Source organism: Ruegeria profundi, from assembly GCF_001507545.1.
GTDB lineage: Bacteria > Pseudomonadota > Alphaproteobacteria > Rhodobacterales > Rhodobacteraceae > Ruegeria > Ruegeria profundi.
Genome location: NZ_LQBP01000004.1, coordinates 304,603 through 322,338, shown reverse-complemented (window position 1 = coordinate 322,338; position 17,736 = coordinate 304,603). Strand labels below are relative to the sequence as shown.

Genomic DNA, 17,736 nt, shown 5'->3' with positions numbered 1-17,736 from the left:
AAACAGCCTCTCAGATCGTCTGGTCGTAATCGCCAACGCCGGGTTCTGTCCGGATAACCGCGTCAATACCCGCGAAGATCGCGCGCATTTCATCCTCGCTCTCGCTGCTTTCGCAAACCACAACAAGGTTCGGGGTATTCGAAGACGCGCGCACCAGACCCCAACTGCCATTGTCCAGAATGACCCGCGCCCCGTTGACGGTGACAACCTCTTTGATCGCACGGCCTGCCAGTTTTTCGCCGGCATCGGCTTTGGCAACCAGCTTATCGACCAACCGTTTGAGGATGTCGTATTTCTCGGTATCGGCGGCATAGGGCGACATGGTGGGTGTCGACCATGTCTTTGGCAACGCCTTGCGCAGGTCCGACATGCTTTGGTCCGGATTGCGGTCCATCAGCTTGCAGATTTCAACCGCCACCCGCATGCCGCAGTCATAGCCGCGGCCGATCGGTTCGGCCAGGAAGTAGTGGCCCGATTTTTCGAACCCTGCCAAAGCGTTGATTTCCTTGACCCGGCGTTTCATATGGCTGTGCCCGGTTTTCCAGTAGTCGGCTTTTGCTCCAAGCGCTTTCAGTTCCGGGTCACTGGCAAACAATCCGGTCGATTTCACGTCCGCTACAAATGTCGAGTTGGGGTAAATCTTGGCCAGATCGCGCGCCATGATCACACCGACCTTGTCGGCGAAGATCTCCTCACCCTCGTCATCCACAACGCCGCAACGGTCACCATCACCATCAAAACCCAGTGCCAGATCGGCACCGCTGGATTTCAGGGTGTCGGCCATGTCGTGCAGCATCTCCATCGCTTCGGGATTGGGGTTGTAGTTGGGGAAGCTGTAGTCGAGGCGGCTATGGCTGGGTACAACCTCGACCCCCATCCTTTCGAAAAGTTCGGGTGCAAAGGCCGAAGCGGTTCCATTGCCGGTCGCGCAGACAACCTTTAGCGGCCGGGACATTCTGAAATCGCCTACCAGATCGTCTAGATATGCCTCTTTCACGCCATCCACGAATTCGTATGACCCGCCTTCCCGAGGCACGCCTTCGCCGTTCAGCACGATATCGCGCAGCTCTGCCATTTCATCGGGGCCATGGGTCAGCGGGCGTTCAAAGCCCATCTTCACACCGGTCCAGCCATTTGGATTGTGGCTGGCGGTGACCATGGCGACCGCTGGAACATCCAGATGGAACTGTGCGAAATAGGCCATGGGGCTGAGGGCAGGGCCAATATCCTTGACCTGAATCCCCGCCTGCATCAGGCCCAGGATCAGCGCATTCTTAATCGCCAGCGAATAGTCGCGATAGTCGTTACCAACCGCGATCACCGGCTCGATCCCGCGTTTGTACATCTGCGTGCCCAATCCCAGCCCCAGCGCTGTCATACCTGGCAAGTTAATCTCGTCAGGGTATTTCCAGCGGGCGTCATACTCGCGGAAGCCGGTGGGCTTGATCATCGGGTCGCGTAGAAAGCTCCAGGTGTTTGGGGTCACCTCTGGGATGGGTTTGGTCATGCTATCGCTCTGCTTAAATCTGAATCGGGTTGGCCTTGGCCAGCGCATCAAAACGCATCAACGTTTCAACCAATTGTGGCATCTGGTGCAAGGGGATCATGTTGGGTCCGTCGGATGGTGCGTTATCTGGGTCTTGGTGCGTTTCAATAAACACGGCACCGACACCCAACGACACTGCGGCGCGGGCCATGACCGGAGCAAATTCACGCTGGCCGCCAGATGACCCACCTTTGCCGCCGGGTTGCTGAACCGAGTGGGTTGCATCCATCACAACAGGATATCCGGTTTGCGCCATCTGCGGCAGCGACCGCATGTCGGCGACCAGAGTGTTATATCCGAACGACGTGCCGCGTTCTGTCAACAGGATATTCTGATTGCCCGTGCTTTCGATTTTCTCAACAATATTAGGCATTTCCCACGGGGCGAGGAATTGACCCTTTTTGACGTTCACGGCTTTGCCCGTGTTTCCCGCTGCCAGCAGCATATCCGTTTGGCGGCACAGAAATGCCGGGATCTGCAAAACATCCACCGACTCAGCAGCTTGCGCGCACTGAGATTCGGTATGAACGTCAGTCAGGACCGGAATACCCATCCCTTTGCGGATTTCGTCCAGAACCTTCAACCCGGCGTCTATCCCCATGCCTCGTTTTCCGGTCAAAGACGTCCGGTTGGCTTTGTCGTACGAAGCTTTGAATACGTACTGCGCACCGGCGGCATCGCAGGCCTCTTTCATTTTTCCGGCGATCATTTGGGCGTGATCGGCGGTTTCAAGCTGGCAAGGGCCGGCAATGATCGTCAGAGGCAGATCATTGCCGACCGTGAGGTCGGAGATTTTTACATGTTTCATATGTCTTACGAGGATACCTGTTCACGAAGGACCGACGCGGTAAGCGAGATCATCAGGTAGATACCAGCAAATAACAGGAAAGCCAAAATCGTATTTTCGAACTTGCGTGGGTAGGTGGGTTCTTCACTGGCAACCGGGTTCACGGACACTGTCAGATAGCGAACTTTGCGGTTTGCCTCGGTGCGGGTGTTTTCCACTTGCTCCAGGGCGGTCTGCATCATCAAGTCCCGCGCCGCTAGGTCGGCCTGCGCCATCTGAATTCGAACGCTCAGCCGTGCCAACGAATTCTCGCCAGCCGAGACGTCAACCATTTCGGCGTTCAGTTCGGCCAGAACTGACTCAAGGCGCTGAATGTCGGCGCGAACGCCATCCACCTTGGCCTGGTTCGGGCGCAAATTGTCCATCAGCGCGGCCAATTGCAGTTCCTTTTCCTGCAACTCAACTTCGATCGCGTTGATCCGCATGCGAAGGCCTGCAATCACGTTTTCAGGGTCCAGAACGGCCCCCTGTAGCTGCAGTTCAATCAGGGCTTCCTGAGCTTTTCTGCGTTCTTGCTGTGCGCTTTCGAACGTGGCGATTGCATCGCGCATCTGGTCTTCGCGTTTCAACTCGCTCAACCCGTTTATGGTCTCCTCTGCGTAGGACAGCAGGCGCTCGGACAACTTGACCGAAACTTCAGGACTTGGCGCCGCGACTTCCATTCGGATGATCCCGTCGCTTGGGTCGTACCCGATGGTTATCATCCGTCTGAACAGCTTGTGGGTTTCTTCAAGCGATGCGTCCTGTGGCAGGCGTTGGATCGGGTCTATCCACTCCTGCTTGAAGATCTCCGAGAAGTTTGTGTCCTGCTCTAGTCGTACGAGTGCATCTTTGGATTCAAGAAATTCCTGTGTTGCGACCGAATCCTGCGCTGTGGCGAATTGCGTCCCCGCAAGAAACCCGCCAAAAGCAGCCCCACCACCATCTGCCTGCAAGATCGAAAAGGCAGATTTGCTGGCGTACATAGGTGTTGCGTATCTGTAGAAATAGGTGCCCACAATCAACGTCGGTAGCAGGACAAAGGCGGTCAACCGCGCAAACAGGGCAAACAGCTTTCGTCTGCGGCGGCGCGCGATGTCCTTCTGTATCTGTCCAATCTCAAGATTGCGCCGTTCCGCAGGGCTTAGGTTGGGGCCAGGTAGGATCTGCGGTTGTTCTGTGATCGTCTGCGGCAGCTGAATCTTGATCTTGTCCCTTGCCTGTTCTTCGGGGTTTTTCTTATTTGCAGCCAGATCCAGAAGGTTGGCCCGTTCGAAAGGATTTATGCCCTTCAGACGCAAAAGCCGCACCGCGTCGTAGTCCGACGTCGCCTCAAGCCCATTTTTCTGTGCCAGGCGTCTTGCTACGCGCAACTGCCGACCCGTCAAACCTTCGCTTTTGATCGTCTCAATGTCGGTTGCTGGGGCCGTGTCATTCGCCGCCTCGGCCGGTTGCGTCGCCGCTCTGATACGCGAAATCGCGTCAGCACGGGCATCAGCCGAGGCCGGGTCCTGTCGGCTGCGGCGCCAGCGGTATTTTTTAGCCTTGGGTTTGGTAGTCATATAGCTGCTTCGCCTCTTCCAAGGTGTCGAACATGTAAAGATGGCCATTCAGAAGAACGGCTGCTTCCTGCGCAAATTTTTCAAGAACTTTGGGGTTGTGGGACACGATCACCAATGTCGTCGTCCGCAGCCGCTCTTTCAGAATGTCACCGGCTTTTTGGTTGAATTCGACATCGGTCGACGCCGGCATGCCTTCGTCAATCAGATACATATCGAAGTCCAGCGCCAGCATCAGCGCAAAGGTAAAGCGCGCCCGCATACCGGTTGAATACGTCCCAAGCGGTTGGGTAAAATACTCACCCAGATTGCACAGCCAGTTGCAATAGGCTTCGACATAATCGGGGTCCATCCCGTAGATTTTGGCGATGTAGCGCGCGTTTTCTAGGGCCGAGAGTTTTTTTGCGACACCGCCCGAAAACCCCATCGGAAAAGAAACCCTGCAGTTCTTTCTGATCACGCCCTCATCCGGTTTTTCAAGTCCGGCCATCATGTTGATCAGCGTCGTTTTCCCGGTTCCATTTGGCGCGAGAATGCCAATTGAGCGCCCCAGCTCAATCCGAAACGAAACCCTGTCCAGAATCACCTTGCGGCGGGTCCCGGTCCAGAAGGACTTACTGACATTCTCAAACTCAAGCATTCTCGGCCTGCTGCTCTGACGTTTGTTTGGTTTAGCGCTCAGGCTGATGTAAGCGCGGCCACCTTATGGGTCTGTCTTGGCTATAGTATGTCGAATTTTGAAACAAATGATCAATGTCCAGCAAAGCCGCCTTTTCGTTTTTGTGACATTTGAACCTGTTGGTCCCTGGCTGTCTGTTGACTATCTTTCCTTTCAACCGTCAAACCATGTGATGCAGGAAGTCTTTCGATCTGATGAATTCGTTACAGGAAGAGATAGAGGCCTGCCAAATATGTGCAGAAAAGTTCCGCGCCACGCATACAGCGCACGAGCCGCGACCGGTGGTCTGGTTCAACTCTGGCGCGCGCTTGCTGATTGCCGGCCAAGCGCCGGGCGCGCGCGTTCATGCCTCGGGGCGTCCGTTCACCGATCCTTCGGGCGACCGCCTGCGTGAGTGGTTGGGGATTGACGAAACCATTTTTTATGACCGCACGCGCGTGTCGATTGTTCCGATGGCCTTTTGCTTTCCGGGGTATAACGAACGAAAAGCTGACCTGCCCCCGCCGCGCATCTGTGGCAAGACGTGGCATGACCGGGTTATGCAAACGCTTGGAGAGGTGCCACTGACAGTAATGGTTGGCGGCCACGCGCAAAAGTTTCATATGGGTGCTCAAGGGTCGGTCACGAATACGGTGCAACGCTGGCGGGACTATGCGCCGCGTGTCTTTCCCTTGCCTCATCCATCCTGGCGCAATACGGCATGGCTGAAGAAAAACCCGTGGTTCGAAGCAGAACTTCTGCCAGTTCTACGCGCGCGGGTTCAAGAGGTTTTGAATGACTGATACAACGGCGCTTGATTCAGCGCATGCCGCCATGGAGGCCAACCCGCAAGACGATGCAGCGCGCTTGCGCTTTTTTGAGCGCCTTGCGGATAGCGAGCTGTTTTTGATGCTGACCGAAGAGGCGCAGGGCGAAAGCATCTCGCCCGAGTTGTTCGATGTCGCTGATGGCCGCTTTGTTTTGGCCTTCGACCGTGAGGACAGGCTGGCCCGTTTCGCCGAACGACCCGTGCCGTATGTGGCCCTGTCGGGGCGGGTCTTGTCGTCGATGCTGTCGGGGCAGGGGATCGGTCTGGGCCTGAACCTTGAGGTCGCGCCGTCGTCGATGCTGATCCCGGCCGAGGCGTTGGGGTGGCTCGCGTCTACATTGGAACATGCACCGGAAGAGGTTCAACAGCGTTTGGCCCAGTTCCTTCCACCCGTTGGCCTGCCGGAAGACCTGCTAAAGGCGCTGGACGCAAAGCTGGCAACAGCCGTTGGTCTGGCCGAGTCAGCGTTTCTGGTGGGAACCAAGGCGGAAGACGGGGGATCGGGGCACTTGCTTGGATTTGTCGGCGCGGTCGAAGGGGCCGAGCCCGCTTTGGCCAAAGCCGCCTCGGAAGCCCTGACATTTTCAGGGATCGAGGCGGGTGCGATGGATGTCGGGTTCTTTAAACCGCATGACCCGGCGGCAGCGGCACTGGCGCGGGTTGGTCTGCGGTTCGAGTTGCCAAAGCCTGAGCGGCGCGTTGTGGAACAGGTTGCTCCGGGTCGTGATCCGGAAAAACCACCTGTGCTGAAGTAAGAAAACCCCGCGATCCATTTGGCCGCGGGGCGTTCACGCTATTCTGCGGCGGGTTCCAGCTTATCCTGTGTACGGGTTTCGAAATCGCTGGCGTCGTGACGCTCGTGCAGTTGGGTTTCAGGTTCGCCAAACGTGCGGTTGACCATCCGGCCCCGCTTTACGGCGGGCCGTTCGTCGATCGCTTTGGCCCAACGCATCACGTGTTTGTAGGATTCAGCGTCCAGGAATTCGGCCGCGCTGTAGAGGCGACCCAAAACCAATTGGCCATACCAAGCCCAGATTGCCATGTCGGCAATGGTATAGTCTTCGCCTGCGACGTAAGTGTTTTCGGCCAACTGCCGGTCCAACACATCCAACTGCCGCTTGGTTTCCATCGTGAAGCGGTTGATCGGATATTCCATTTTCTCTGGGGCATAGGCGTAGAAATGACCAAACCCGCCACCAAGGTAAGGCGCGCTGCCCATTTGCCAGAATACCCAATTCATGACTTCTGTGCGCTCAGGTCCGGATTCCGGAAGGAAAGCGCCAAATTTCTCAGCCAGATGGAAGAGAATCGATGCGCTTTCAAACACACGGACAGGCGTGTCGCCTGAACGGTCCCATAGTGCAGGAATTTTCGAGTTCGGGTTGGCCCCGACAAAACCCGAACTGAACTGATCACCGTCACCGATTTTGATCAGCCAGGCATCATATTCTGCGCCTTCGTGCCCCAGTGCCAGCAACTCCTCAAGCATCACGGTCACTTTGACGCCATTGGGGGTCGCCAGAGAGTAGAGCTGCAGTGGGTGTTTTCCGACCGGCAGGTCCTTATCGTGGGTGGCACCAGCAATGGGACGGTTGATATTGGCAAATTGCCCGCCGCTTTCACTGTCCCATGTCCAGACTTTGGGGGGGTCATACTGGGATTGGTCGGTCATATGGTCTCTTTCTCAGCAAAGTTCGGTTTACAGGTCAGTCAAGCCAAACAGCTAATATTGCAACGCCCCGAGTCCAACCCCGGACGCTCGGTTAGTTTTGTAACATTTGGGTGCGCAGGCCTAACGTTTCCTCTTTAGCGGTCACACCGGCGCGAGCGGGACTGCCCAAAAGAATAAAAAGGCGTATCCTTTCAACAGATGCCAACTCTAGTGGATAAAAGGATTAACTGCATGAAACGCTTCGCCCTGACCCTAGCGACTGCTCTGACCCTTGCCGTTCCGGCATTTGCCGGTGATCAATATGTGGATGGCACCGGCTTTGCTGTTTCGGGATATGATGTTGTGGCCTATCGCAGCCTTGATCAGGCACCTGTCGGTCAGTCTCAGCCCGAGGCCGTGCGCGGCCATGCCGATATCACTGCGGAATACAATGGTGCGACATGGGCGTTCGCGACCGAGGAAAACCGCGATAAATTCCTTGCAAATCCAGCTTACTACGCTCCCCAATATGATGGCCACTGCGCATATGGCGTATCAAAAGGAGGCAAGGTTCCGGCAAATCCGAACCTGTGGCGGATCGTTGACGATAAACTTTATCTAAATATCACAGATGTTGTTGTTGGTTTCTGGGAAGAAGATGTCCCCGGAAATATCAACATTGCCGAAGGCAATTGGCCGGGACTCGAAGGTGATGCAGCATCGACCAGGGTTATCCCAAAATTTACGTCCGAAGGCCCAGTTTCGAACTAATTGGGGCTTTGCGAAGGATAAACCCGGCCGTCTCTTGGCCGGGTTTTTCGATTCAGTTCGGCAACCAGAAATCGTCTCGCATCTGTTGATCCGCGTCGAATTTTATGCGGACGCTTTTTGCGCCCGGAAATTTGGACGTGATAATCGCTTCGGGCACCACGACCTCGCCCGCGCCCGCATCTTTGGCCTGAAAGCTCAGTACTTCGGTTTCCGTGCGCCGTGCCGAGGCCAGGAAAGAGGTCGGCAACGCCACCCGGTTCGATCCTTCACAGACAGGCGTGGGAACGAAATATGTCAAATGTCGGCCATAAAATCCCACGGCTTCCGGAACATGGTCCGAGCCCGTTTCGTTTTGCGTGGGCGACGCCACGTCAGATTGATCTGAACTGTGCGCCAAAGCTGTGTTCAACAACACGCGGCAGGCGTCGATATCTGCGCTCTCCAGCTCAATCACACGCTTGCGCAGCTTTGGGCGACGCGGTTTGCCGGTGGTCGGGCCTTTGGTTGTCAGGCCTTCGCGGCGCAAGAAATCATAGGCTTCCTTGGCGCGGGCAAAATGCGTGCAGTCGCCATTCTTGTGATCGGGATGTGCATGAAAGGCTATGTGTCGCCAGGCGTCCCGGATATCATCGGATCCGGCGGTCTGGTCCAGTCCAAGTGCCCCAAGCGCGTCAGCGCGGGCATTAATTTTTTCAACAGGCTCCATACCCAAATAACTCGTTAAACAAATACAACACCCTCAGTGTGCGGAGGCCTTTGAATTTGTCAAACTTTAGCGAATTTTTATCCTCCCCACGGGGACAGTAACTGTTTGGTTTTGGGGATTGTTTACATATTCATGGTGCGAGAGAATGATGTGAGACGCCGCGAAAAGCCCAGAAGCTCAATGGGTTCCGGGCAAAGTGACCAACAGGGGATTGCCTCAGGCGACGTTCTGCAAGGCGGCCCTAGGCGTAATGCCCAGGGCAAAGCAGACGTCACGCGTAAGTTCTGGTCGATTCAGGGTGTAGAAGTGCAACTTGTCCACGCCGCCCTCGATCAAATCCGAGCATAGTTCGGTGCACAAGGCAGTAGCCAGCAGGTCTTCGCGATCATCACGAAGTGCCTTGTCAAAAGCATTCTCAATCCAGGCCGGAATATGCGCCCCGCAGCGGCGGGCAAAGTTGCGGGCCCCTTTCCAGTTTTCGATGGGCAGGATGCCGGGCACGATGGGTTTGTCGATTCCGGCCTTTTCGCACGCGTCGCGAAAGCGGAAAAAAGTCTCGGCTTCAAAAAAGAACTGGGTCAGGGCTTCGTCGGCACCCGCATCGAACTTGGCTTTGAGCCAGTCGATATCAGCGGCGAAATCCTGCGCCTCGGGGTGCCGGTCGGGATAAGCGCCGACTCGTATGTTGAACTTCCCGGTGTCGGCCAGAGCTTCGATCAGTTCGACCGAATGCGCAAACCCGTCGGGATGTGGCACGAACTGGTCCTGACCTTTTGGGGGATCACCACGCAACGCAACGATATCCTGCACGCCGGCGGCCGCAAAAGTATCTGCGATCTCCAGCGTTTCCTGGCGCGAGGCATCAACACAGGTCAGGTGCGCGGCCACCGGCAGGCCGGAAGATTTGTGCAAGGTGGACACAGCATCGCGGGTCAGTTCGCGGGTCGTACCACCAGCGCCGTAGGTGACAGACACAAAGCGCGGCTCAAGCGGAGCCAATGTCTGAACGGTATCCCACAGGCGGAATGAGGCCTCGAGCGTTTGCGGCGGGAAAAACTCGAATGAAATTTCTGGTTTCGTCATGTCTGCCTCACAGGTCCAATCTGTACCCCTTGTGCCAGTTTGAGCATTGTGAGACAAACTCATATTACTCAAGAACAACATGAGTCTTACTTCAATGCACATTGAATTCCGGCACCTGCGTACGATCAAGGCCATCCATGAATGCGGTGGCCTGGCCCGTGCGGCGGATCAGTTGAACATCACCCAATCCGCGCTGAGCCATCAGATCAAGGGGCTGGAGGATCAGGCCGGAGTCGAGCTGTTCCTGCGCCGGTCCAAACCGATGAAGCTGTCAGCGGCAGGGTTGCGGCTGTTGCGTTTGGCCGAGCAGATTTTGCCGCAAGTCGAGGCGACGCAACAGGAATTTTCGTCCCTTCGGGATGGTCGTACCGGTCGCATGCACATTGCTATCGAGTGTCACGCCTGTTTCGAATGGTTGTTCCCCGTGCTAGAGGCTTTCCGGAAATCCTGGGGGGATGTGGACGTTGATATCCGTCCCGGCCTTGCATTTGACGCGCTGCCTGCATTGCAAAAAGAAGAGGTTGACCTTGTCATCTCATCCGACCCTGAAAGTCTGCCGGGTGTCGAGTTCATTGAACTGTTTGATTACGAAGCGGTTTTTGTTGCCGCCTCGTCACATAAGCTGGCGCAGAAAAAGTACATTGATGCTGATGATTTCCGCGGCCAGACTTTGATCACCTATCCGGTCGAGCGTACACGTCTAGATGTGTTCAGCCAGTTGCTGATCCCCGCTCGGGTTGAGCCTGCAGCGATCCGTCAAGTCGAACTGACTGCGGTGATCCTGTTGCTGGTCGCGTCAAACCGTGGTGTATCAGTCTTGCCTGATTGGGTAGTGCGTGAGGTCAAGTACAATTCCGACTATGTCACGCGACCGCTGACCAAGAACGGAATCACCCGCAGGCTGTACGCAGCAGTGCGTACTGAAGACCTTGAAAAACCCTACGTGCAAGAGCTGATCGAATTGGCCGGTAGCGAGGCGCGCAAGCTGCAAGCGCAGTAGGCGCCAAACGCCGGTCAGCTATGCGCATCATTCCTCTTGGCAAGGTCGCATTGCCCCAGTATACGCGCGGTTTGACCGGACAGGAGCCTTTGGACAATGGTTGGCAGTGCAAACCTCAACATCATGATCAAAGCCGCGCGCAAGGCGGGGCGTTCTTTGGTCAAGGATTTTCGTGAAGTCGAGAACCTTCAGGTGTCGATGAAAGGTGCGGGTGACTTTGTTTCAAAGGCCGATATTGCCGCCGAGGCGATCCTGAAAGAGGAATTGCTTGGTGCGCGCCCGACTTACGGCTGGCTGGCCGAAGAGGGCGGCGAAATCGATGGCGAGGACCCAACCCGCCGCTGGATCGTTGATCCGTTGGATGGCACGACGAACTTCCTGCACGGCCTTCCGCATTGGGCGATCTCTATCGCATTGGAGCACAAGGGTAAGATCGTGGCTGGCGTGATCTATGACGCCGCCAAGGATGAGATGTTCTTTGCCGAAAAAGGCGAGGGCGCGTGGATGAATGACACCCGCATTCGCGTCTCGGGCCGTCACCGCATGATCGAGTCCATTTTCTCGACCGGTCTGCCTTTTGGTGGCCGTTCGGACCTGCCTGCCACTCTTCAGGACCTTGCACGTTTGATGCCGGTTTGTGCCGGTGTACGCCGCTGGGGCGCTGCGGCGCTGGACATGGCCTACGTGGCTGCGGGCCGCTATGAAGGCTTTTGGGAGCGTCGCCTGAACGCATGGGATTTGGCCGCCGGGATCATCATCGTGAAGGAAGCCGGTGGCCTTGTTCAGGCCTTAAATCCGGAAGGAAGCGTGATTGATGATGGTGAGGTGATCTGTTCGAACGAGCCGATCTTTGACCAATTCGCCAAAGTAATCCGCGGCTGACCATCGCTTATTCCCGTAAAGCAAGCGCGCCCGATTAAGGCGCGCTTTTTTGTTTCGGGATTCGCTTTACAGAGTTGCCCGGCCTGCCAACCCGGCTTTGTCCGCGAGTTTTGCGGCAACTGATGCGACGGCGAGGTCTTGCAGTCCGACTCCGGTGCCGTCGAAGAGGGTGATCTCTTCGTCTGACCCACGCCCCGGGTGGTCGCCGTTGATAACGGCTCCGATCGGGGTAATCTGGTCTTTGGTCAGCTGACCGTCGGCGACAGCGTGCTGCGTCTCTCCGATGGTAATCGATTGCGCTACCTCATCGGTGAATACGGTGGCATGGGCCACCAGCATGGCATCGACCTCTTGCTTGCCCTTCGTATCGGTGCCCATACATGCCAGATGGGTGCCGGGTTTGATCCAGTCCTTCATCAACAAGGGTTCAAAAGCCGAGGTGATCGTAATGATGACATCTGCCTGCGCGCCAAGCTCTTCTTGGGTGACGGCCTGAAACTCCAGTCCGACCTCATGCGCGACGCCTTCCAGACGCGGCAGCATTTCGGGGTGGGGGTTCCAGGCGACAACCTTTTCAAAGTCACGATGCTCGGCGGCGGCCCGAAGCTGGAACGTGGATTGATGGCCCGCGCCGACCATCCCCAGCACTTTGGAGTCTCTGCGGGCCAAATGGGCGATGGACACGGCCGCAGACGCCGCAGTGCGGACAGCAGTCAGGTAGTTGCCCCCAACCAGCGCTGACAGCCGCCCAGTGTCGGGATCGAACAGAAAGACGGTGGACTGGTGGTTGGTCAACCCTTTCTCGGTGTTTCCCGGCCAGTATCCTCCGGATTTGACGCCCAGCACCTGACCCGCGCGGTCAAACCCGGACTTGAAACCATAGAGCGCATCGGCATAACCGATCGCCTCGCGGATGACAGGGAAGTTGTACGCGTCACCGCGCGCCATAGCGGCGAATACGTCTTGCACCGCGTCGAACGCCTCTTTGCGGCCAACCAACTGCTGACAAAGGTCTTCGCTAACAATCAGCAGGCCATTATCTGACATATCTTTCATTTTCCTTCCCTCGCCTAGAAGACTTTGCCGCGTGCAGACACAGGCCAGAGGGCTTCGACTTTGCCGTCACGCACACCCACGTACCAGTCATGGACATTGGCGGTCGGGTCGCAGTGGCCTGGCACCAAATGCAACTTTTCATTGATCCTCAGAACGCCGTCGGGGTCGGCGACTACGCCGTGCTCGTCCGAGCATTTGACGTATTCCACATCCGTTCGCCCAAAGACCACCGGCAGCCCACTGTCCACCGATTGCGCCTTGAGACCGGCATCCACGATAGCTTTGTCCGCTTTGGCATGGCTCATGACGGTGGTGAGGATAAAGAAGGCGTTTTCCCACTCACCCCGGTCGATCCGGTTGCCGTCCTTGTCCAGAATGCGGCCATAATCGGCATCCATGAACGCGTAAGACCCGCACTGGAGTTCGTTGTAAACGCCCGAGGTGCTTTCGAAGTAGTAAGACCCGGTGCCACCACCGCCGACGATATCGCATTCCAACCCTTCGGCCTTCAACCCGTCTACAGCGTCTTTCACTTGCGCTACGGCGATGTCGATCTTGGCCTTGCGGTCTTCGTACGCGTCCAAGTGCTGCATCGCACCCTGATAGGCTTGGATACCTGCAAACTTCAGGCCCGGGGCCGCGTCGATGGCCTTGGCGATGGCGATGACGTCGGGCGTGGTGGTCACACCGCAACGACCCGCGCCGCAGTCGATTTCCACAAGACATTCGATCTGGGTGCCATGGCGCTGCGCTGCTTCGGACAGGTCGGACACATTGTCTAGATCGTCGACGCAGCAAATCGTTCGGGCCCCCAGCTTGGGCATTTGCGCAAGTCGGTCAATTTTGACTGCATCGCGCACCTGGTTCGAGACCAGAATGTCCTTGATACCACCACGGGCAAAAACTTCGGCCTCTGACACTTTCTGACAGCAGATACCGCACGCGCCGCCAAGTTCGACCTGAAGCCGCGCCACATCGACCGATTTGTGCATCTTGCCGTGCACCCGGTGTCGCATGCCGTGAGCTTTGGCATAGTCGCCCATTTTCTTGATGTTGCGTTCCAGTGCGTCCAAATCCAGAACCAATGCGGGTGTCTGGATCTCGGATGCGTCCATGCCGATTGCGGCGGGTATGTCAAAGCCGACCTCAAGCTGTTCGATGTTTACGGGCTTGTTCATGTTTTCCTCCTTAACCCCGGGTCCAGGGCAGTTTGTCCAGATCCACGTTGCCGCCGGTTATGATGACCCCCACACGCTTGCCTTTGAACACCTCGGGGTGTTTCAGGATCGTTGCCAGAGGCACGGCGCTGCTGGGCTCCATCACGATGCGCAGGTGTTTCCATGCGGTTTTCATAGCTGCGACAATCTCGTCTTCGCTGGCGGTGTGGATGTCGCTGACGAAGTTCGAAACGAAGTGCCACGTGTTTTCCTTTAGCGGCACCTTTAGGCCATCCGCGATGGTGTTCGGCGCATCATCGGCGATGATATGACCCGCCTTGAAGCTGCGATAGGCGTCGTCAGCCTGTTCGGGTTCTGCGGCATAAACCTGAACCTCGGGCGCAAGGTTTGAAAGCGTCAGGCAAGTGCCCGAGATCATGCCACCGCCGCCAATAGGCGCGACAACCGCGTCCAGACCGTCGGTTTGTTCCAGCAACTCGGCCGAACAAGTCGCTTGGCCTGCAATCACGCGTGGGTCGTTGTAAGGGTGTACGAACTCACCCCCCGTGCGCGCCTGTACCTCGGCAAACACCGCCTCGCGCGAGGTGGTCGAGGGCTCGCATTCGGTGATAATCCCACCATAGCGGCGCACAGCGTCCTTTTTGGCCTGTGGCGCCGTGCGCGGCATGACCACGTTGCAGGGAATACCACGCCGGCTGGCCGCGTAAGACAGGCTAAGCGCATGATTGCCCGAGGAATGAGTGGCCACACCGCGTTTGGCGGCCGCCTCATTCAGGCCAAAGACCGCGTTGCAAGCACCGCGCACCTTGAAGGCTCCGGCCTCCTGAAAGTTTTCGCATTTGAAAAACAGCCGCGCGCCGGTCAGATCGTCCAGATAGTCCGAGCGCAGCAGGGGTGTACGGTTGATATGGGGCCGGATACGGTCGTGCGCTTCACGCATATCGGCAAGGGTCAGGCAATCGGCTGTGGTCAGTGCGTCCAACATCGGGCTTCTCCTCATGCCGCGGTTTTCATGGGTGTCGTGCGCCCAGATCGGAAATACTCCTGCGCCGCCGAAACACCGCTGCCGAGGTCGATCGGGTAGTTCAGATCAGCCATCGCCATCTCGATCGTGGCCAGACCACTTAGAACCATGACATCCGTCAGACTGCCCAAGTGACCGATGCGGAAGGCCTTGCCGTTCATCTCACCCAAGCCGACGCCAAAACTGACGCCATAGGCGTTAAAGGCATGATCGGTCAGAGCATTGCTGTCGAAGCCCTCCGGCACATAAATCGCGCTAACCGTATCCGAGTAAAGCTCGGGCGACTGCGCCACCAGGTCCAGGCCCCATGCGGCAGTGGCCTTGCGCACACCTTCGGCCAGCCGGGTGTGACGTGCATAGACGTTGTCCAAGCCTTCCTCGAACAGCATATTCAGGCTTTCGCGCATACCGTAGATCAGTTGCAATGGCGGGGTATAGGGGAACCCGCCCGATGCGTTGGCGTTCATCATGTCTTTGAAGTCAAAGAAAGTACGCGGTAGCTTGGCGGTCTCAATCGCCGCCAGCGCCTTGGGACTGACGCATAGAATCGCCATGCCGGTTGCCAGCATGAAACCCTTTTGCGAACCCGACACCGCGATATCAACGCCCCAGTCATCGAACGCAAACGGCATCGAGGCAAGCGAACTGACGCAATCCACAAACAGCATCGCCGGATGGTCGCTGGCATCCATCGCCTTGCGCACCGCCGAAATATCCGAACGCACACCGGTTGCCGTCTCGTTATGTGTCACCAGAACCGCCCTGATCTGATGAGCCGTGTCCGCAGCCAAGGCCTTGGCGAACTGATCCGCAGGGGCGCCGCTGCCCCAGGCGCATTCGATAATCCGCACATCGAGCCCATGCCGTTGGCACAAGTCAATCCAGCGATGGCTGAACATTCCGTAACGCGCCACCAGAACCGTGTCACCGGGGCTGAGCGTATTGGTCACTGCAGCCTCCCATCCTCCGGTTCCGCTGGCTGGAAAGGTGATGATCTGGCCAGAGGCTGATCCGAATACCTTTTTGGTACCCTCAAGCACAGGTGCGAGAGTGTTCACAAAATCGGGCGCGCGGTGGTCTTGCGTCTGGACCTGCATCGCCAAGCGCAGCCGATCCGGAATATTTGTGGGGCCGGGAATAAAAACCGGGTTCTGATTGGACATCACTACATCCTTTGCTTTGGCCTGAGTGTGAACAACTCGGTTCCTTTTTGCAATTTTCTTGAAAAATATTTTCATTTTTGGATTTTAAATGCTAGCGGTATGATAATAAGAAACTTTTTGTTTTTCACTTTCGCGGTGAAGATTAACGGTATGAATTTTCCTGCGGTGCAAAAAAGGAAAAGCCAAAGATGGAAAACCGGAAAAGACCGCGTGGCAGACCAAAATCGCTATTCAAGGAAAGCTCGGCCGGGACCATGCAGTCACTGGATCGGGCGCTGAACGTTCTGACAACCTTGGCCCGGATGGAGCGCGCCGTGCTAAGCGATCTGGCCCGAGAGGTAGATGTTCCAACGGCCACTACGCACCGCATTCTGGCGACACTGCAAAAGCATAGTTTTGCCGCCTTTGATGATGACCGGCAGGAATGGATGATCGGGGTTGAGGCTTATCGCTCTGGTGCCTCGTTCCTGCGCAGAAACAGCGTGATTGAAGTTGGGCGTCCTATTCTGCGGCGATTGATGGAGGAGAGCGGTGAAACGGCAAATCTCGCCGTGCCGGATGGTGCCGAGGTTGTCTTCGTCGGGCAGGTCGAAACACCCAACCCGATCCGTGCGTTTTTTCCGCCTGGCGCACGGACACCGATGTATGCCTCTGGCACTGGCAAGGCGATCCTGTCCGCGATGAGCGATACAGCGTCAAGCAAGGTGATGTCGGCGGACGCCGAGCGTTTTACGTCATTCACGCTATTACCCGGCGAGGGGTTGCGGGCGGATCTGGCGGAAACGCGCGCGCGGGGTTGGTCGCATGACCATCAGGAACGGTACGAGGGGATGTCCTGTATCGGTGCCGCAATCTTCAATGACCGCGGCGAACCATGTGCGGGTGTTTCAGTGTCGGGTCCTTCTGTCCGGTTCAGCCAAGACCGCGCAGCGGGGCTGGGTGCCTTGGTCATGCGTGCAGCGCAGGAGATCACAGAGCTAAGTGGTGGCCGATTGCCGGAAAGGTCTAAGCGTTAGGACCTATTTGCGCGGGATTTTGGGTATGCGGGATTGTGTCAGCGTGTATTTGTGTTCGGGGTGGGGTGGATGGCCGTGGGTACGGCTCCAAAACCCCGGCCCGCCGCGTTTCAGCCAAAGGGGGATGCACAGCAGCAGACCCACAAAGAAACCACCCGTATGCGCCCAATAGGCGACCCCGCCCTCATCAGGGTTGCTGGCCAGGCTACCAATGAACTGGATGCCAAGCCAAAGGCCCAACATGATAAACGCCGGGATCGTGAAAATCCGAAAATACACGATCAGGATCAGCAAGACGTCCACGCGGGCCTTGGGGAAAAGCAGCAGATACCCTCCCATCACCCCTGCGATCGCACCGGATGCGCCAATGGTCGGCACGACGGAACCCGGCGCGGTGGCAATGTGGATCAGACCCGCGCCAATACCGGCGGCCATGTAGAACAGCAAAAAGGGCAGGTGCCCCATCTCATCTTCAAGGTTGTCGCCGAAAATCCACAGAAACAGCATGTTACCCGCCAGATGCATCCATCCACCATGTAGGAACATCGAGGTCACAAGGGTTTCGAAAGCGAAGCCGTCCGTGATCCGGGCTGGGATGATCGCGTAGTCGAAATACAGCTGATTGATCAGTCGTGCGTTCTCCATGATCCCGACATAGCTGAAGAAAATCAGGATATTGGCGGCCATCAGCAGGTATACGACATAGGGCGTGCGCCCCGAAGGGTTATGGTCACGGATCGGAAACATGGGGCGACGCTGGGCTTTTACCGGCCCAGCGTCAAGGTCCT

Annotated in this window: 18 protein-coding genes; 6 read left to right on the top strand and 12 right to left on the bottom strand. The window is 56.9% G+C overall.

Going from position 1 to position 17,736, the window contains the following annotated elements; genetic code table 11:
• Window positions 1–10: 10 nt before the first annotated feature.
• Genes AVO44_RS09885 through AVO44_RS09870 form a run of 4 tightly spaced genes read right to left on the bottom strand, consistent with a single transcriptional unit; the run spans window position 11 to window position 4,571 of the window.
• Window positions 11–1,507, bottom strand: coding sequence for a phosphomannomutase/phosphoglucomutase (locus AVO44_RS09885; RefSeq protein WP_068336090.1), 1,497 nt, complete (start codon window positions 1,505–1,507; stop codon window positions 11–13).
• 13 nt (window positions 1,508–1,520) lie between these two features.
• Window positions 1,521–2,354, bottom strand: a complete 834-nt coding sequence (gene kdsA / locus AVO44_RS09880; protein WP_068336087.1) for a 3-deoxy-8-phosphooctulonate synthase — start codon at window positions 2,352–2,354, stop codon at window positions 1,521–1,523.
• Window positions 2,355–2,359: 5 nt separating this feature from the next.
• Window positions 2,360–3,934, bottom strand: a complete 1,575-nt coding sequence (locus tag AVO44_RS09875) for a KpsE/RkpR family capsule polysaccharide export protein (protein ID WP_068336084.1) — start codon at window positions 3,932–3,934, stop codon at window positions 2,360–2,362.
• Window positions 3,912–4,571, bottom strand: coding sequence for an ABC transporter ATP-binding protein (locus AVO44_RS09870; protein ID WP_068336081.1), 660 nt, complete (start codon window positions 4,569–4,571; stop codon window positions 3,912–3,914). Before AVO44_RS09870 ends, AVO44_RS09875 begins: the two co-directional genes overlap by 23 nt.
• Window positions 4,572–4,804: 233 nt before the next feature.
• Here AVO44_RS09870 and AVO44_RS09865 point away from each other — a divergent pair, with 233 nt between their 5' ends.
• Both AVO44_RS09865 and AVO44_RS09860 read left to right on the top strand, forming a co-directional pair.
• Complete coding sequence (locus tag AVO44_RS09865; protein ID WP_068336078.1) at window positions 4,805–5,392, top strand: uracil-DNA glycosylase family protein; 588 nt, start codon at window positions 4,805–4,807, stop codon at window positions 5,390–5,392.
• The gene (locus AVO44_RS09860; protein ID WP_068336075.1) at window positions 5,385–6,173 is read left to right on the top strand and encodes an SseB family protein; all 789 of its coding nucleotides are present in this window, start codon (window positions 5,385–5,387) and stop codon (window positions 6,171–6,173) included. The genes AVO44_RS09865 and AVO44_RS09860 overlap by 8 nt, the downstream gene beginning before the upstream one ends.
• A gap of 38 nt (window positions 6,174–6,211) precedes the next feature.
• Here the strand turns inward: AVO44_RS09860 and yghU are convergent, their stop codons facing one another.
• On the bottom strand, window positions 6,212–7,090 hold the full coding sequence (yghU, locus tag AVO44_RS09855; protein ID WP_068336071.1) for a glutathione-dependent disulfide-bond oxidoreductase: 879 nt from the start codon (window positions 7,088–7,090) through the stop codon (window positions 6,212–6,214).
• A 231-nt stretch (window positions 7,091–7,321) separates the two neighbouring features.
• On the opposite strand from yghU, the gene AVO44_RS09850 reads away from it, so the two are divergent.
• Window positions 7,322–7,840, top strand: a complete 519-nt coding sequence (locus tag AVO44_RS09850; RefSeq protein WP_068336067.1) for a YHS domain-containing (seleno)protein — start codon at window positions 7,322–7,324, stop codon at window positions 7,838–7,840.
• A 52-nt stretch (window positions 7,841–7,892) separates the two neighbouring features.
• On the opposite strand, the gene AVO44_RS09845 is transcribed toward AVO44_RS09850, so the two are convergent.
• Together AVO44_RS09845 and metF are read right to left on the bottom strand one after the other, a co-directional pair.
• The gene (locus tag AVO44_RS09845; protein ID WP_068336064.1) at window positions 7,893–8,546 is read right to left on the bottom strand and encodes a DnaJ domain-containing protein; all 654 of its coding nucleotides are present in this window, start codon (window positions 8,544–8,546) and stop codon (window positions 7,893–7,895) included.
• Window positions 8,547–8,762: 216 nt separating this feature from the next.
• Complete coding sequence (gene metF, locus AVO44_RS09840) at window positions 8,763–9,629, bottom strand: methylenetetrahydrofolate reductase [NAD(P)H] (RefSeq protein WP_068336061.1); 867 nt, start codon at window positions 9,627–9,629, stop codon at window positions 8,763–8,765.
• A 94-nt stretch (window positions 9,630–9,723) separates the two neighbouring features.
• On the opposite strand from metF, the gene AVO44_RS09835 reads away from it, so the two are divergent.
• Both AVO44_RS09835 and AVO44_RS09830 read left to right on the top strand, forming a co-directional pair.
• Window positions 9,724–10,629 (top strand): LysR family transcriptional regulator, encoded by a 906-nt coding sequence (locus AVO44_RS09835; protein ID WP_068336058.1) that lies wholly within the window; start codon window positions 9,724–9,726, stop codon window positions 10,627–10,629.
• 96 nt (window positions 10,630–10,725) lie between these two features.
• Entirely contained in the window at window positions 10,726–11,511 is a 786-nt protein-coding gene (locus AVO44_RS09830) for an inositol monophosphatase family protein (protein WP_068336056.1), read from the top strand.
• A 66-nt stretch (window positions 11,512–11,577) separates the two neighbouring features.
• Here the strand turns inward: AVO44_RS09830 and bhcD are convergent, their stop codons facing one another.
• The 4 genes from bhcD to bhcA are packed head-to-tail and all read right to left on the bottom strand — an operon-like array spanning window position 11,578 to window position 15,932.
• Window positions 11,578–12,558: an iminosuccinate reductase BhcD gene (gene bhcD, locus AVO44_RS09825; protein ID WP_099045658.1), complete on the bottom strand. Its 981-nt coding sequence runs from the start codon at window positions 12,556–12,558 to the stop codon at window positions 11,578–11,580.
• Window positions 12,559–12,581: 23 nt separating this feature from the next.
• On the bottom strand, window positions 12,582–13,745 hold the full coding sequence (gene bhcC / locus AVO44_RS09820; protein WP_068336051.1) for a 3-hydroxy-D-aspartate aldolase BhcC: 1,164 nt from the start codon (window positions 13,743–13,745) through the stop codon (window positions 12,582–12,584).
• A gap of 10 nt (window positions 13,746–13,755) precedes the next feature.
• Window positions 13,756–14,730: a beta-hydroxyaspartate dehydratase BhcB gene (bhcB, locus tag AVO44_RS09815; protein WP_068336048.1), complete on the bottom strand. Its 975-nt coding sequence runs from the start codon at window positions 14,728–14,730 to the stop codon at window positions 13,756–13,758.
• Between the two features lie 11 nt (window positions 14,731–14,741).
• Complete coding sequence (gene bhcA, locus AVO44_RS09810; RefSeq protein ID WP_068336395.1) at window positions 14,742–15,932, bottom strand: L-aspartate--glyoxylate aminotransferase BhcA; 1,191 nt, start codon at window positions 15,930–15,932, stop codon at window positions 14,742–14,744.
• A gap of 188 nt (window positions 15,933–16,120) precedes the next feature.
• Here bhcA and AVO44_RS09805 point away from each other — a divergent pair, with 188 nt between their 5' ends.
• Window positions 16,121–16,948: an IclR family transcriptional regulator gene (locus AVO44_RS09805; protein ID WP_068336045.1), complete on the top strand. Its 828-nt coding sequence runs from the start codon at window positions 16,121–16,123 to the stop codon at window positions 16,946–16,948.
• A gap of 3 nt (window positions 16,949–16,951) precedes the next feature.
• Here AVO44_RS09805 and AVO44_RS09800 read toward each other — a convergent pair whose 3' ends face one another.
• Window positions 16,952–17,695: a rhomboid family intramembrane serine protease gene (locus AVO44_RS09800; protein ID WP_068336041.1), complete on the bottom strand. Its 744-nt coding sequence runs from the start codon at window positions 17,693–17,695 to the stop codon at window positions 16,952–16,954.
• Between the last annotated feature and the right edge of the window lie 41 nt (window positions 17,696–17,736).